The 14,188-nt window shown below is 67.7% G+C and carries 20 protein-coding genes and 1 pseudogene; 16 read left to right on the top strand and 5 right to left on the bottom strand.

The window, feature by feature from the left end; genetic code table 11:
* Positions 1 to 165: 165 nt before the first annotated feature.
* On the bottom strand, positions 166 to 354 hold the full coding sequence (locus tag AC068D_RS18185; protein ID WP_478824024.1) for a hypothetical protein: 189 nt from the start codon (positions 352 to 354) through the stop codon (positions 166 to 168).
* A gap of 810 nt (positions 355 to 1,164) precedes the next feature.
* Between AC068D_RS18185 and AC068D_RS18190 the strand changes: the two genes are divergently transcribed.
* Together AC068D_RS18190 and AC068D_RS18195 are read left to right on the top strand one after the other, a co-directional pair.
* Positions 1,165 to 1,878: a UdgX family uracil-DNA binding protein gene (locus AC068D_RS18190; RefSeq protein WP_478824025.1), complete on the top strand. Its 714-nt coding sequence runs from the start codon at positions 1,165 to 1,167 to the stop codon at positions 1,876 to 1,878.
* 114 nt (positions 1,879 to 1,992) lie between these two features.
* Positions 1,993 to 3,294 (top strand): preATP grasp domain-containing protein, encoded by a 1,302-nt coding sequence (locus tag AC068D_RS18195; protein WP_478824026.1) that lies wholly within the window; start codon positions 1,993 to 1,995, stop codon positions 3,292 to 3,294.
* Positions 3,295 to 3,338: 44 nt separating this feature from the next.
* On the opposite strand, the gene AC068D_RS18200 is transcribed toward AC068D_RS18195, so the two are convergent.
* Both AC068D_RS18200 and AC068D_RS18205 read right to left on the bottom strand, forming a co-directional pair.
* A complete protein-coding gene (locus AC068D_RS18200; protein ID WP_478824027.1) occupies positions 3,339 to 3,569 on the bottom strand; it encodes a DUF6480 family protein in 231 nt (76 codons plus the stop codon).
* 223 nt (positions 3,570 to 3,792) lie between these two features.
* The gene (locus AC068D_RS18205) at positions 3,793 to 4,575 is read right to left on the bottom strand and encodes an Fpg/Nei family DNA glycosylase (protein WP_478824028.1); all 783 of its coding nucleotides are present in this window, start codon (positions 4,573 to 4,575) and stop codon (positions 3,793 to 3,795) included.
* A gap of 261 nt (positions 4,576 to 4,836) precedes the next feature.
* Between AC068D_RS18205 and AC068D_RS18210 the strand changes: the two genes are divergently transcribed.
* From AC068D_RS18210 to AC068D_RS18260, 11 genes and pseudogenes are all read left to right on the top strand, one after another.
* Positions 4,837 to 6,369 (top strand): FAD-dependent oxidoreductase, encoded by a 1,533-nt coding sequence (locus AC068D_RS18210; protein WP_478824029.1) that lies wholly within the window; start codon positions 4,837 to 4,839, stop codon positions 6,367 to 6,369.
* Between the two features lie 184 nt (positions 6,370 to 6,553).
* Positions 6,554 to 6,664 (top strand): annotated as a pseudogene (locus AC068D_RS18215) (hypothetical protein); the annotation flags it as partial.
* Positions 6,665 to 6,713: 49 nt separating this feature from the next.
* Positions 6,714 to 7,064, top strand: a complete 351-nt coding sequence (locus AC068D_RS18220; RefSeq protein WP_478824030.1) for a CinA family protein — start codon at positions 6,714 to 6,716, stop codon at positions 7,062 to 7,064.
* A gap of 686 nt (positions 7,065 to 7,750) precedes the next feature.
* Entirely contained in the window at positions 7,751 to 8,050 is a 300-nt protein-coding gene (locus AC068D_RS18225) for a gas vesicle protein GvpO (RefSeq protein WP_478824031.1), read from the top strand.
* 71 nt (positions 8,051 to 8,121) lie between these two features.
* The gene (locus AC068D_RS18230; protein WP_478824032.1) at positions 8,122 to 8,559 is read left to right on the top strand and encodes a gas vesicle structural protein GvpA; all 438 of its coding nucleotides are present in this window, start codon (positions 8,122 to 8,124) and stop codon (positions 8,557 to 8,559) included.
* A gap of 3 nt (positions 8,560 to 8,562) precedes the next feature.
* Positions 8,563 to 9,276: a GvpL/GvpF family gas vesicle protein gene (locus AC068D_RS18235; RefSeq protein ID WP_478824033.1), complete on the top strand. Its 714-nt coding sequence runs from the start codon at positions 8,563 to 8,565 to the stop codon at positions 9,274 to 9,276.
* Between the two features lie 30 nt (positions 9,277 to 9,306).
* Entirely contained in the window at positions 9,307 to 9,558 is a 252-nt protein-coding gene (locus tag AC068D_RS18240) for a gas vesicle protein GvpG (protein ID WP_478824034.1), read from the top strand.
* Positions 9,559 to 9,605: 47 nt separating this feature from the next.
* Positions 9,606 to 10,184, top strand: coding sequence for a hypothetical protein (locus AC068D_RS18245; RefSeq protein WP_478824035.1), 579 nt, complete (start codon positions 9,606 to 9,608; stop codon positions 10,182 to 10,184).
* The gene (locus AC068D_RS18250) at positions 10,177 to 11,283 is read left to right on the top strand and encodes an SRPBCC family protein (RefSeq protein ID WP_478824036.1); all 1,107 of its coding nucleotides are present in this window, start codon (positions 10,177 to 10,179) and stop codon (positions 11,281 to 11,283) included. Before AC068D_RS18245 ends, AC068D_RS18250 begins: the two co-directional genes overlap by 8 nt.
* 35 nt (positions 11,284 to 11,318) lie before the next feature.
* Positions 11,319 to 11,744, top strand: coding sequence for a gas vesicle protein (locus AC068D_RS18255; protein WP_478824037.1), 426 nt, complete (start codon positions 11,319 to 11,321; stop codon positions 11,742 to 11,744).
* A complete protein-coding gene (locus AC068D_RS18260) occupies positions 11,741 to 12,562 on the top strand; it encodes a GvpL/GvpF family gas vesicle protein (RefSeq protein WP_478824038.1) in 822 nt (273 codons plus the stop codon). Before AC068D_RS18255 ends, AC068D_RS18260 begins: the two co-directional genes overlap by 4 nt.
* Before the next feature lie 50 nt (positions 12,563 to 12,612).
* Here AC068D_RS18260 and AC068D_RS18265 read toward each other — a convergent pair whose 3' ends face one another.
* On the bottom strand, positions 12,613 to 12,741 hold the full coding sequence (locus AC068D_RS18265) for a hypothetical protein (protein ID WP_478824236.1): 129 nt from the start codon (positions 12,739 to 12,741) through the stop codon (positions 12,613 to 12,615).
* Between AC068D_RS18265 and gvpJ the strand changes: the two genes are divergently transcribed.
* The 3 genes from gvpJ to AC068D_RS18280 all read left to right on the top strand — a co-directional run bounded on the left by gvpJ (position 12,691) and on the right by AC068D_RS18280 (position 13,816).
* Complete coding sequence (gvpJ, locus tag AC068D_RS18270) at positions 12,691 to 12,798, top strand: gas vesicle protein GvpJ (protein ID WP_478824221.1); 108 nt, start codon at positions 12,691 to 12,693, stop codon at positions 12,796 to 12,798. The two genes, AC068D_RS18265 and gvpJ, sit on opposite strands and share 51 nt — an antisense overlap.
* A gap of 78 nt (positions 12,799 to 12,876) precedes the next feature.
* Entirely contained in the window at positions 12,877 to 13,260 is a 384-nt protein-coding gene (locus tag AC068D_RS18275; RefSeq protein WP_478824039.1) for a gas vesicle protein K, read from the top strand.
* Positions 13,261 to 13,324: 64 nt separating this feature from the next.
* Positions 13,325 to 13,816, top strand: coding sequence for a hypothetical protein (locus tag AC068D_RS18280; protein WP_478824040.1), 492 nt, complete (start codon positions 13,325 to 13,327; stop codon positions 13,814 to 13,816).
* Between the two features lie 58 nt (positions 13,817 to 13,874).
* Here the strand turns inward: AC068D_RS18280 and AC068D_RS18285 are convergent, their stop codons facing one another.
* Positions 13,875 to 14,072, bottom strand: a complete 198-nt coding sequence (locus AC068D_RS18285) for a hypothetical protein (RefSeq protein ID WP_478824041.1) — start codon at positions 14,070 to 14,072, stop codon at positions 13,875 to 13,877.
* Positions 14,073 to 14,188 lie beyond the last annotated feature (116 nt).

Consider the following 14,188-nt stretch of genomic DNA (forward strand, 5'->3'; position numbering starts at 1 on the left):
ACAGGGAGCACAGAGCCTCGAGCCCCTACGGCTGCGCGCGGAGCCGCGCCCTCCGGCCCCATGGCTCATGCGGGCCGGGCAGGCGTGTGGTCCGTTGCGGTCAGGCCCCACCGCTCGTCCTGAGCGCCGCTTCCCGGCGATCGCCTGCCGAGCAGGGTGAGTTCGTCAGCGCCCGCCGGTATCCCCATGGCTGCGCATGCGCAGCACCGAGTGCCGACGCTGCAGCAGGTCCCACGTGCCCAGCAGGGCGAGCGGGACGGCGGCGAACCACCACAGGGGCGAACCCCGGCCCGCGGCGATAGCCGCCGCGACTGCCGCGGCCAGGGTGAGGGCGACCGGTCCGATGCGTGTCACCCCTCGCTGGTTGCCCGGCAGTCTCCTTTCATGTGCCGCGGTGTTGTCAAGAGACCGTCAAGGATCCACACAGGCGGGGGCGGGACGCATGGGAGGGCCGGCATGTGCGTGTGATCGGAGGTGATCAGGCTGGGCTGACTCCGGTTCGGCTGACACCATCCCTTGACGGCCGAGTCGCACGTCTTGTAGTCGGCCGGAGCTCGGTGACCGAGGCCTCGTGCAGTCGGTGCAGGTTGTGCTGCCTGTCGCGCCTTCCTGGCCGGGATCGGGCCCAGCCTCCGCCACCTCTCCCTCCCCAGTGGCTTTCCCGTCCGGAGTGAAGTGGGTGCCCAAGAGATTCGAGCAGGCGGACGTACTGGGCGGACAAGCTCTGCCGAGCAGGTCATGCGCCGCCTGCCTCGCAGGCATGGCCGGTACGCAGGCCCACGACAGGTCTGCCGCGAAGCGGCCATGGCCCCACACTCCGGCCGCGCAGCTCAGTGCGGTGTGAGGCTGACGGTAGGGCATGCGTGCGCAGGGCAGAGCAGTGCCGGCGGCCCGGAGCTGGATCGGTCCGTGTGCAGCCGCGGCACAGCAGGCGTGTGAGGCGAGCAAGGACGAGTCTGCTCGCCGCCCCGACGCGCTCTAGGCGGATTCGTGGCCGATGCTGGTGCCAGCGAGTGTTGGCAGCCTTTGACGCGCAGACATGGGCTGGTGGCAGCACAGCACACCGGTCCCCGGGGCCGGTCCGCACGGCCCGCGGCCGCGCAGGTGGCCGAACGCCACTCATGGGTCTGAGCTCACACTCGTCGCCAGGGAAAGGGACGTGCCATGGTGCGAACGGCCGATGACGGTGCGGAGAGGGCGTACGACGCCACACCGTTCCTGCCCGGGCGACGAGCGGGACTTCCGGGCCTGCGCAGGGCCGCGGCTGAATGCCGCGGCTGCCCCCTCCACGAGAATGCCACCCAGACCGTGTTCGGCGAGGGGGCCAGCACCGCGCGCATCCTGCTCGTCGGGGAGCAGCCCGGCGACCAGGAGGACCTCAAGGGCCACCCGTTCGTCGGTCCGGCCGGGAAGGTCCTGGCGCGTGCCCTGGACGATGCGGGGCTCGACCCGGGACAGATCTACCTGACCAACGCGGTCAAGCACTTCAAGTTCACGGTCGCCGAGGGCCGCAAGCGCCGCATCCACAAGGCACCGAACCTACGAGAGATCGCGGCGTGCAGGCCTTGGCTTCTGGCCGAGTTGCGATCGGTCTCCCCGGAGGTCGTGGTGGTGCTCGGGTCCACGGCCGGCAAAGCGCTCCTGGGCCCGTCGTTCCGTGTGACCGAACAGCGTGGCGGCCTTCTGCCCTGGCCCCCGCACGATGAGGACGATGCTTCCGGAGGGTGCGCAGCCGGCCTGGTGGCAACGATTCACCCATCAGCCGTTCTCCGTGCCGACGACCGCGACTCCGCCTACCAAGGCCTTGTATCGGACCTGCGCGTCGTCGTGGAGTTTCTGGAGGGGACCCACGAATCGGACCGTGGGTGTCCGGGATGATCCGGAAGCGTCCCGCGGGCTCAGGGACGCGAACCCGTGGCGATGGTCCGGGGGTGACCGCGTTGGCCATGGGTGCCGGAGAGCCCCGGGAACCCCGCGGGTAGGGATGGCCACGTGGACCAGGATCGCAGCCCGTTGCGCAGCCCGTTGATCGTCTATGCGAACTTCTTCTCCGACACGGCAGCAAGCCTCACCGCTCACGGGACCATGACCCAGTGGGCCGAACAGGCGCCGCGCAAGATCTGGCTCCTGCAGCCCGGAGATGTGCTGGTGACTCCAGTCGCGCCGAGCGAGGCATTCCGACGCTACGCGAGCGGTCTGCTGGGAGTGCCCCATGAGTCGCTGACGGTGATCACGGTGCCGTCGTCCGTGGGCCTGCCCATGGCGGAGGCCCTGGACCGGGCGGGGCTGCTGGACAGACTCGGCGATCTGGTGGACCAACGGCCCGGGGCGGCGCTGCTGCCTCTCGCCCTGGATGCGTCCACAGCCGCTCTTGCGCAGCGGCTGGGTACGACGGTGGCTCCCTATGGTCCGGAAGGTCCGAGCAGGAACGCCGTGGACGCGGTCTACCGGCTCAACACCAAGAGCGGTTTCCGGGCCGTTGCCGATGACCTTGGCATACGGCTTCCGGCGGGTCGGACGTGCGGGGGCCGCCTCCTCGAAGCGACCGCGAACGCATTGCTTCGGGAGTATGCGCGCATCGTGGTCAAACCGGATCGCTCAGCGGGCGGCCATGGACTGAGGTTCCTCTCGCGCGCGGATGCCGGCTCGGCGCCGCTTCGGAACGAGCCGGCCGGGACGTGGGTGGTCGAGGAGTGCCTGGATACGGTCCTGTCGGTCAGCATCCAGATGGACCTGGGCGTATCAGGGCCGCGATCGGTGTTCTCCGGGGAGATGCGTGTGGAGGGCGGCTCCTGCACCGGCTACGTCTCGCCGCTGGAGGGGTCCGGTGGGGCCGTCGCGGCGGAGCTGGAGCAGTGGGGAACGGCACTGGGGCACCATCTGGCGCAATGCGGCTACGCCGGGACGTACGGGGTCGACGCGATCCTCGCCTCCGACGGGAGGCTCTACGCGACGGAGAGCAACGTCCGCCGCACCGCCACCACGACAGCGCAGTTCATGGCATGCCGTCTGGCTCGTTCTGCGGGCCTGGACGCTCCGGCCTGGTCCCTCGGCAGACGGCGCACACGAACGCCCCATGATTTCGACGATGCCGCCCGACTGCTGGAGCAGTCGGGCCTGGCCTGGGCGGCGGACGCGGCCGGGGGAGTGGTGCTTTACGCGGATGCGCCCGCCGATTGCCGGTCATGGCGCTACGCGGTGCTCGGTCCTACCAGGGATGCGGTGTCCGGATGGGAGGATGCCCTGGCCGACGTCATGGAGTTCGAGGACCGCGGTAGGCCTGAACAGTTGTGACGTTCGAAGAAGGTGAGCCCTTCATCCATGTGATCTGCGATGTGTCAGAACAGCAGGACGAGCGCGTAAACCAGGAAGAAGGCTGCCACCAGCAGCACCAGTGCCGCGAGTGCAACCAACGGGCCCTTGGCCCACCCCCGTGTCCGACGCTCGTAGGGGCCTGTGCCCGAGGAGGTGCTTGATTCGGCCGGAGGCGTCTCGCCCGGTGGCACGGAGCCGCCTTGGTCGAGCCCTGGTGTGATGCGGGGATCGGGATCGGGATTGTTCACTTTCATACGACGCCACTGCCCCATTTGTCCCGCTATAGGCATCGAGCCGAGGGCGGGTCTTCGGCGGCGCCTGTACCTGCAGGTCAGGTGGCTCTCGGCCGGTGTCGCCCGGGCTCGCAGGCACCAGGCGGAAACCTGCCGTCCCCGGACGGGACCGGGCCGTGTGTGCCCGTGCGGTTACTGGCCCCCTGCGCGCCTGCCCCTTTCGACAAAGGAAGCGGGCTGCCTTTCAGGTCTGACAATGCGGGCACCAGACCGTGCGACGGCCGGAAACGCGGCGCGAGTCCAGAGAACCGCCACAGCGTGGACACACCGGCACGTCGTCATCCCTCCGGCCGGTGAGCCACGTGCGCCGTGGGGGGACGCACGCGGCCCGTACGGACGTGGCGAGGACGCGACGCATCGCCGCATGGACGTGCCGGTACTCTGCCTCGCTCAGTTCCCCCGCCGGCCTGCGCGGGTCCACGTGTGCCCGCCAGAGGATCTCGTCGCACAACAGGTTTCCGAGGCCCGCGAGTACGGCCTGGTCCATCATCACGCTCTTGACGGTGCCCCGCCGACCGGAAAGGAGTTCACCGAACTCCCCGCGACCCACGGCCAGGGCGTCAGGACCCAAGCGCTCCAGAACGTGATCGACGGCTTCGTCATCGTCGGCCAGCCGGACGCCCTGCAACTTGCGTTGGTCGCGGTAGTGCAGCTGCCGCGCGTCGTCGAGCGTCAGAACGATGCGATCGTACTTCCCGGGAGAGTCGTCCCCGCCCACGCACAGCAGCGACCCCGTCATGCCGAAATGCCAGACGAGCACCGGGCCGTGTTCCGTCGGTGCGATGAGCCACTTGCCGTGACGCCAAGCGGTGCCCAGTCGCTTCCCCTGCAACGCCTTCCGCAGCCGCTGTGCTGTGACTCCGCGCAGCACCCCGGCATCGTGCACCTCGACACTCGTAATGCGCCGACCGCGGCCGCACGCGTTCAGCACCTGGCGGAATCCTTCGACGTCCGGCAGCTCGGGCATGACCTCCTCCGGAGTACTGGACGGTGCCGCGTACCGCAGAGCTGCACCCGCCGTGCCCGGCGGCGAACCCCACGGCCGACGCGGCTGCCGGGTGGTGGACTGTTCAAGCAATGACCCGGGGAGTCATCTCCGTCCCGCGGCCATCGGCAACCACATGCTGGTCTGCCCTGCTATGGGCTATTCACTCGCGACGCGTAAACGAGGCGGGGGCGGGTAGCCGCGCACACGAGCCAGGCCGCCTGACGGAACCTGGAGGCAATCATGACCGTGCTCGGACAACCAGCCGGCTCACTCTGGGCAGAGTACGATCCGGGGCCCGAATATCCGGCCCTGAGAGGCCACATCCAGGTGGACGCCGCCGTGATCGGCGGCGGGATGGCCGGCATCTGCACCGCGCGGGAACTGGCGCGCACAGGCCGCACGGTTGCACTGCTGGAGGCAGACCGCATCGCTCACGGGGTGACCGGCCACACCACCGCCAAGGTCTCGGCCCTGCAGGGCCGTGCCTACAGCCGTATCCGGAAAGCCCGTGGTGACGAGGCCGCACGGCAGTACGCCGACTCGCAGCAGGACGCGGTGTCCGCCGTGGCGAACCTGAGCAGGGAACTCGGCATTGACTGCGATCTCGAACGGACCGCAGCGTATACCTATGTCACCGATCCGGCCTCTGCGGCAGATGTGCGCTGCGAGGCAGAGGCGGCGGAGGCCGCAGGCCTGCCCGTCAGCTGCGTGGACGAAGTGCCGCTGCCCTTCCCGGTCGCAGCAGCCGTACGTCTGGACGGTCAACTCCAGTTCCACCCGCGCAAGTTCCTCGTCGGCGTCGCGGTCGACCTCGTGCGTCGTGGAGGCAAGATCCTCGAACGCTCGCGGGTCACCGAGCTTCATGAGGGAACCCCGTGCCGACTGACCACCAGTGCGGGGTACACGATCGAGGCGAATGACGTGGTCGTGGCCACGCACTACCCGATCTTCGACCGGGCGCTGCTGTTCACCAGGCTGGAACCCAAACGGGAAGTTGTGGTTGCTGGCCCGCTGCCGTTGGAGAGCCCCGCTCCGAAAGGGATGTTCCTCACCGAGGAGGGCAACACGAGGTCGATACGCACCGCGCCGCACGAGAATGAAGGACGGATGCTGATCGTCACCGGGGAGAAGTTCACTCCTGGTGACCCGGAAGACATCGGTGCGGGCGGACATGCCCAGGTGCTCACCGAGTGGGCATGCCGCCACTTCGAAGGCTTTGCCGTCACGCACCGCTGGGCCACCCAGGACACGTTCTCCACCGACCACGTGCCGTATGTGGGCCGGCTCCACCCACGAACCGACCACTCCTATGTGGCGACGGGTTTCGGCGGCTGGGGTCTGAGCGGAGGCATGATGGCGGCACGGCTCCTCACCTCCCTCATCGCCGACAGCCCGTCCCCCTGGGCGGACCTGTACGACCCGGTCCGGCTCCATCCCCTGGCGGAGGGCCCGTCGATACTGCGGCTCGGTGCAAAAACAGCCCGGCATCTCGTCGTCGACCGGCTCCCCGGCGGACACGCCGACTCGGTGGACGACATCGAACCGGGTCAGGGCGCGGTGGTCCGCGGCCACGGTGCAGGGCCCCAAGCGGTGCACAGGGATGCATCCGGCACCCTGCACCGCGTATCAGCACGCTGTACCCACCTCGGTTGCATCGTCCATTTCGACGAAGCCGAAACGGCCTGGGAGTGCCCCTGCCACGGTTCCCGCTTCGGCGTGGACGGGTCCGTCCTGCAAGGCCCGGCAGTGCATCCCCTGGAGGCACGCGACTAGGACGGCCGGCCATGACGAAGAGCGGAGCAACTCGCATTCCCGGGGCGTGCCCCTCGGCACCCCCGGTGGAGTCATCGGTCGAGAGGCCGTCGTCCATCCACGCTTCGGCGCTCGAGCAGAGGCGTTCGTTCTGACGCCGTCGGCCCAATCCGATCCTGGTGATGTCCACTGCTGACGCACCCACGTGGAAGGAGCCTGCCAGGCACACCATGGCCGCCAGTTGCACGGAGCCTTGGTCGCTGCGGAGCACACGGTTGCGGCCGCCGAGTCGCTCATCGCTGGCCGGATGGCGGCTGCACTCGCGGACGCCCCGGGGGCTTGGCGCACGTTCCGCGGTGGGGTGATTGCCTACTACAACCGAGGTCAAGGCATCCGTCCTCGGTGTCGACCACTGCTTGCTGACGGCCGAAGGGGCTGTTCACCCCGATGTGGCGGCACAGATGGCTCAGGGCGTACGGCGGCTCATGGACGCCACTTACGGCCTGGCCACCACTGGAGTCGCCGGTCCCGGCATGCAGGACGGCGAACGGATCGGAACCCTGTTCGTCGCCCTCTGCGGGTCAGGCGGAACGGTCGTTGCCGAGCCGACACAGGCGGGCGAGACCATGGACCGAGAGGCGATCCAGCAGGCGGCAGTCGTCGCGGCACTGGAATTGCTTCGCGATCACCTTCGCCCACCGCACGAACGGCAGTAGCGACGCGGTGCGTTTGCTGGACAGTGCCCGTGCCCGGTGTGCCGAACTGCCTGGGCCTGAGCCGTGGGGGTGCTCCGGGAGGACGCCACGGACACCGTCGGCATCAATGGTGAGATCGACGCGGGCGCGGATGCGGTGAGGGCTGCCGGTTGCCGACCACCACCCAGACGGGCTGAAGATCGCCGAGGACGTCGGAGTCACCCCGTTCGACAAGCCGTCCGACTGGACCGACGCGCTCTGATCGCACCTGTGCTGCCCGACACTGCCACCCGTCTGCGGCCCTCCAGGTCCGCCGAGGTACTCGCCGGCTTCCCCGCCCCCCGGACGTCAACGGCAGTGATTCCGGTCTCGTTTCAGCCTCGCAGGCGCCCCGACCAGTCCTGTCGTCGGCGGTCCGGCCTGCGTTGTGCCGGTCGGTTCGGTCTGGGCGCGCGGAGGAGCCGCAGCCATCCAGTGAGCTGCGATCGCGGCATTGGCCCGCCCACCGCGCTCGTCAATTGCGTGATGCCGCCAGGGCGTCCATCGCAGCCGGCCTTTCCCAGCACGAACAGGCAAGTCCTGATGTGCCCTCCACGAACTGGCGCACGAAGAAGCATACGTTCGGTTGTCAGGGGCAGGCGCATTAAAGCCATGGCACATGTTTGAGGGCTCGTCAGAAAGATCATCCCAGGCGTGAGGGTGGGATCATGAACTCCCAAGAGGGCAAGGGCAGTAAGGCCGCCGAGAAGCGAATCGATATTTCCAAGGCCTTGCAGTGCGCCTCAGGACAGCTCGCGGAGCTGCTCCAGTGCGAGCCCGGAACTGTTTCAGCGGTGAAGGCCACGGATGACGGTTGGTGCGCCGACGTGGAGGTCGTCGAACTCGAACGGGTGCCGGACACCATGAGCGTGATGGCTTCCTATCGCGTCTCTCTCGATGCCGAGGGCCACCTTGTCGGCTATGAACGCATGCGCCGTTATGCGAGAGGCCAGATCGACCGTCGCTGAATCCCCGGGAAGGGCACCCGGTTTCCGGACCGGTCGGCCCGGACCGAATCATCGTCGAAAGGAGTTTCATCATGACGCTCGTTCAGCAGAGCAATGCGTCCAACAGCGGTAGTGGCTCCGGAAATCTCTACGACGTCCTGGAGCTCATACTTGACCGAGGGCTCGTCATCGACGCGTTCGTCCGCGTCTCCCTGGTCGGCATCGAAATACTCAAGATTGACGTGAGGGTCGTCGTCGCGAGTGTCGACACCTATCTGCGATTCGCCGAGGCCTGCAACCGGCTTGACCTGGAATCCGGTCGCAAGGCGCCCAGCCAGCTCACTGACCTGGTCGGAGACATGACGGAGAGCGGTGCGAAGGGAAAGTCGAAAGGAGCATTGAGCGGAGCCGTGGAAGCGTTCACTGAATCGCTCCAGGGCAAGAGCGGTGAATCAGAGGAGGAGCCGCGGAAGCGTCCCGCGCGCAAGTCCTCGTCAAGCCGTCAGTCGACCCAGAGCAGGGGGGAGTGACTCATGCCCACGTACGTGTATGCCATCACGCACGCCGATCATCCTCTGAGCCTGGACGGACTCGAGGGCATCGGGGATCCGCCGCTGCAGCTGCGGACCGTCGTGGCACGGGATCTGTCGGCGGTCGTCAGTGACGCGCCGCCCGGCCTGAGGGCCAAGCGCCGTGACGTGATGGCTCACCAGACCGTGATCGAACGGCTGATGCGCGACGGCGCGACCCTGCCGATGCGCTTCGGACTGCTCGGCCCCGACGACGAGCAAGTGGCAGCGGCTCTCGAGCAGCAGCGGGACAACTACAGCGAACGCCTCGCCGAGCTCGTGGGGCATGTCGAGTTCAACCTCAAGGTCGCCCGGGACGAGGACGACTTGCTGCGAGAGATCATCACCGAGTCCGAGGAGATCCGACAACTCAACGAGCGCAGCCGGGCCGTTCCCGAGGCTCACGACGAGCGGGTGGCACTCGGCGAGATGGTTTCGCATGAAGTTGCGGCACGTCAGGAGCACGAGGCCGAGGAGCTGGTGGCCAGGTTCGGCCCGTCAGCGTCACGCACCGCCCTGGGCGAGCCCACCAGGAATCACTTCCTCAATGTGTCGTTCCTCATCAACGCGGAGACGGCGGAAGCGTTCTCGCACGCCGTTCAGGAGGAGGCAGGACGGCGAGGGGACGCCTACACCTTCACACTGACTGGACCGCTGCCGCCGTACAGCTTCGTCTGACCTTCCGCGGACCGACCGAAGGCGCCTGCCATGGGTCTCATCACCGGCATTCTGACTTTCCCGCTTGCTCCCGTCCGGGGAACGGCGTGGGTTCTCGACCAGGTGGTCCTGGCCGCCGAGCGCGAGTACTACGACCCGGCGCCCGTGCTCAGTGCACTGGCCGAACTGGAGCAGGACCTGATCACCGGACGCATCACAGAAGAAGAGTTCGACCGGCGGGAGGACGAACTTCTCGACCGGCTGGACGAGATCGAGGCCCATCGACGGCAGTTGGGGCCATGACCGCCGGGCACGATTTCCGAGCGCGAGAGTATGAGGTGCACGAGCACATGTCGAGCAACGTCAAGATAGGCGTCGCGCTGGTTGGCGGCTACGTCTTGGGACGGACGAGGAAGGCCAGGATGGCCATCGGCCTGGGCCTGTTCCTCGCCGGCAGGAAAATGAACCTCGATCCGAGGCAGGTCGGCAAACTGTTGGCCAACTCGCCCGTTCTGGGCTCTCTCAACGACCAGGTCCGCCGGGAGCTGGTCGACGCCACCCGGTCTGCGGCAACCGCCGCGCTCACCGAACGAGCGACGAGCCTGGCGGACTCCCTTCACCAGCGCACGCTGGGGCTCGGCCAGAAGGGCGACTCCGAGGCGCAGGACGCGGCCGTACACGACGAGGACGGCCCTCCCGACTCCGAGGAGGAGCCCGAGGGGGAGCGGCAGCCGGCCCGCCGCAAGACCTCCGGGGAGACCTCCGAAACCAGGAAGAAGGCAGCCTCCGCTGGGCGAGCGGCCTCCACCCGCACCCGTTCGGCAGGCGAGGGCGCTCGAAAGACGTCAGCCGCCGCCCGGAAGCGCACCAGCGCCTCTCGCCGGTCCACGGCGTCGGCGACCCGCAAGAGGGGTGAAGGCAATGGCTGACTCCGCACTGAGCAGGATCAAGGACGACATCGGCCGCAGCCCGGCCGCCGATCGGCTCAAGGAAGAGCTGCAGAACTACCTGCGCGCCCGAGCCGAGCTCGCTGTGACCAATCTGGGCCACCGCCTCGGGCAGGGTGTCTCCAGGTTGGCCGAACCGGGCCACGGTCCCGGCGGGCTGGGCAAGAGCCTGGCCAAGGGGGGCAAGGCCCTGAGCGATGGCAAGACACCTGGTGAGGCCATGGCGATCGCAGGTGCGTCCCACCTCAAGGACACCATCAAGGAGAAGGTCAAGGGGTTGTTCGGCAAGGGGCGCAGGAGCGGCGGCGGCAAGTCGAAGAGCGTGACCATTGTCGAGGACATCGATGTCGGTGTTCCGGTGCGCGAGGCCTACGACCAGTGGACCCAGTTCCAGGAGTTCAGCACCTTCGCCAAGGGGGTGGTGAGCGTCGAGATGGCGGACGACACGACCAGCAATTGGAAGGTGAAGGTCGCCAAGTCCACACGGAGCTGGAAGGCGAGCGTCACCGAGCAGGTGCCTGACGAACGCATCACCTGGACCACGGAAGGTGGCAAGGGCACGGTCAAGGGTGTGGTGACCTTTCACCGCATCACTGAAGACCTCACCCGGGTACTCCTCGTGCTCGAGTATTTCCCCAAAGGCCTCTTCGAGAAGACCGGCAACATATGGCGTGCCCAGGGCAGGCGTGCGCGCCTCGATCTCAAGCTCTACCGCAAATTCATCATGATGCGGGGCGAGGCGACCGACGGCTGGCGCGGTGAGATCCGGGACGGTGAAGTCGTCGTCGAACACGAGGACGCCGTCGAGCAAGAGGACACGCAGACCCGCAACGAGGACGACGTCCCACACAACGCCGACGACGGATCGGCTGCGGGGGAAGCCGACTCGCTGGAGGACGACGAGTACCGGGACGAGGACGATCCCGACGAGGACGGGTACTCCGAAGGCCACGAAAGCGACGAGATGCCTGACGAGGAGCTGCCCGAGGACGAGATGGAGGATGACGAACCCGACTTCGAGGACGCGGCGGAGGAAGAGCCACCTGCCCGGCGCCGGCGTGTCGCGTCGGCCCGGCGTTGACCGCGCATGCCGACCGCACAGACAGGGCTGAACCCATGACCCAACCACTTGCCGGTCGCGCGAGCGTTCCTCTTCACAGCCAGCAGGGTTCGTCGGCCAATCTCGCCGACATCCTGGAACGGGTGCTGGACAAGGGCATCGTCATCGCGGGTGATATCCAGATCAACCTGCTGGACATCGAACTCCTGACCATCAAGCTCCGCCTCCTGGTCGCGTCCGTGGACAAGGCCAAGGAAATGGGGATCGACTGGTGGGAGCACGATCCTTCGCTGTCCTCTCGTGCCCCGCGGCACCCCCGCCACAACGGGCTTTCCGGCGGTGGACCGGATGCACTGGCCGAGGAGAACGCGCTTCTGCGGGCCCAGATCGCCGAGCTGCGAAAGGCCGCCGGCCTCCCTATGGCACCCGACGAGACGGGCCCTGAGCGGCAGGCCACCACCGAAGGGCAGGACGAGCAGTGACCGCCGAACCCACTGACGCACTCACCGGCGAGGACCTGACGTACGTGTACGCGCTCGGCCTGGAGGACTCGGGGCTGAAGCACATCGCCTGCGCTCTCGACGGCATCGAGGGCCGGGCTGTGCGATGGGTGAACGATGGCGGGCTTGTCGCCCTGGTGTCGTCGGTGCCGGCGGACAGGTTCAGTGAGCAGGGACTGAAGGCGCAGATGGAGGACCTGTCCCGGCTCGAGAGCATCGCCCGGGCCCATCATGCTGTGGTGGATGCCGCTTTTGCGGCAGCGACGATCCTGCCCATGCGTCTGGCGACCGTGTACCTGAACGACGGCCGGGTATCCGCTCTGCTGCGGGAACGCAGTCAGGAGTTCGGAGGACTGCTGGACCAGCTCGACCAGCACGTCGAGCTCGGGATGAAGGTGTACGCAGAGCCCGGCCGTGTCCCGCCGGCACAGCCGGAGCGGCCGACCGCCGTCGCCGGCACGGGGCGTGCCTATCTCCAGCAACGCCGCGCGCAGCGGCGCAGTGGCCAGGACATCTACCGAAGGGCCGCGGCCGTTGCGGCGGAAGCCGTCCACAAGGCGGCCGACCTTGCCTCGGCGCGGATCGTTCATCGCCCGCAGCAGGGAGAACTGGCGTCGGGCCCCGGCGAGAACATCGCCAACGAGGCCTACCTCGTCCACGCTTCCAGGGCGGATCGATTTCGGGAGGTGCTCGGTGAACTCGCCCGGGACGAAACAGGTGTGCGGATCGACATCACCGGCCCATGGGCCCCGTATTCGTTCGCGACCTTGACGACGGAAGGGGACGGCGCGCCGCGATGACGAGGAAAGCAGAACCCTGCGGAACGGGGTCCGCCGTCGCGCAGACACAATCATGGGGGGACGGAGCCCCTGCGGGCCCGCCGGTAGCGCTCATCGACCTGCTGGATCGCCTGCTCAACGGGGGAGCGGTGCTCACCGGGGACCTTGTGCTGTCCATCGCCGACGTCGATCTGGTGCACATAAATCTCCGAGCCGTCATCCGGTCTGTCACATCCGATGAACCGGCCCCCTGGTGACGTACGAAGGCTGTGCAACACGGGGTGCCCAGGCCATATCCAAGGAGGTTCCACGTGCCGGGTAAATCCGCACCCCTCATGCACGACCGACAGGGTTCAGGATCCGCAGCAGACGTGGCGCAGACCGCGGCACGTGCTTTCGGCGTGCTGCCCGCCGATCCCGCTGATGCCGGGAGTGCCATTGCCCAGCGGCTGGAGACGGACCCCGAATCGGTGGAGCGAGACCTCATGAAACTCGTTCTCACCATTGTGGAGCTGTTGCGGCAGCTGATGGAGCGCACCGCCCTTCACCGGGTCGACCAGGGGGACCTCAGCGAGGACCAGGAGGAGCGCATCGGAATGACGCTGATGATTCTCCAGGAGCGCATGGCTGAGCTGTGTGAGCGTTACGACCTGACACCGGACGATCTGAATCTGGACCTTGGGCCTCTCGGTTCGTTGCTGCCCCGTAGCGGGACATGAAGCACCCCGGGACATGAAGCAAACTCCGGAGTTTCGAAATGGGTTGAGGGGCAAGGCGAATGACATGACTACTGAAAGCGCTGACAAGAAGACCACCAGCTCTGCTGAGATGTCGAAGGCCGATTCGGGGGCAGCGCCCGCGAAGCGGCAAGGGACAGTGAAGCGGGCCGGGAGCGCTGCCGCGAAAAAGACGGCGGCAGCTGGAAAGCGGGCCGAAAAGAGCGCGCACACCGAAGCGACGAAGGCGAAGTCCGCTGCCGAGGACGCCGAGAAGACGGTGGCGACGGGCGCGCGAGCAGCGGGCGATGCGACAAAGCTCGTCGGGCGAGCAGCCGCCAGTGGTCTGCAGAGCGGGCAGCAGGCCGTTGTGGCCACTGCGGCCAGGACAGCCACAGCAGCCACAGCCGCGTGGACGGTCATGAAGCACCGGAAGGGCATCGTCGCGGGCGCTGCGGCGGGCACCGTCGGCGTGGTGGGCGCGGCCTTCGCCCTGGGCAGGGTCACCGCCAAGCCGCAGACCGGCCCCCTGACCAAGTTGGCCCGTGGTCGGATCTGAGCAGGGCCGATGGGTGGCGGCGGTCCTGCCCGCTCCACCGGCCACGTTCAACTCGGGTCTACACCTTGTGGTCGCCTCGCCAGGTGACTGACGTCATCGCGGCCGGACCACCATGTGCCAGGCCCTTGTAGGTCACTGTGCGGGCGGGGCCGAGTTCGTGTGCAACCTGTCTGGACAGGTCCAATCCCTCGCAGAAGAGCCGCTGCCACTCGGCGTCGTACTTGCCGTCCTCCCGGTCCCGGACGTCCAGGTTCATTGTGGTGTCGATCCTGTCTGCCCATGCGTGCATGCCGGTGACGAGCCCGTTTCCGGTCTCGGCCTGCCTGAAGATCTGGCTGGCGTGCTGCGCTCGTGGTCACTGTCCCGCCCGCC

The organism is Streptomyces sp. NPDC043861, from assembly GCF_056435905.1.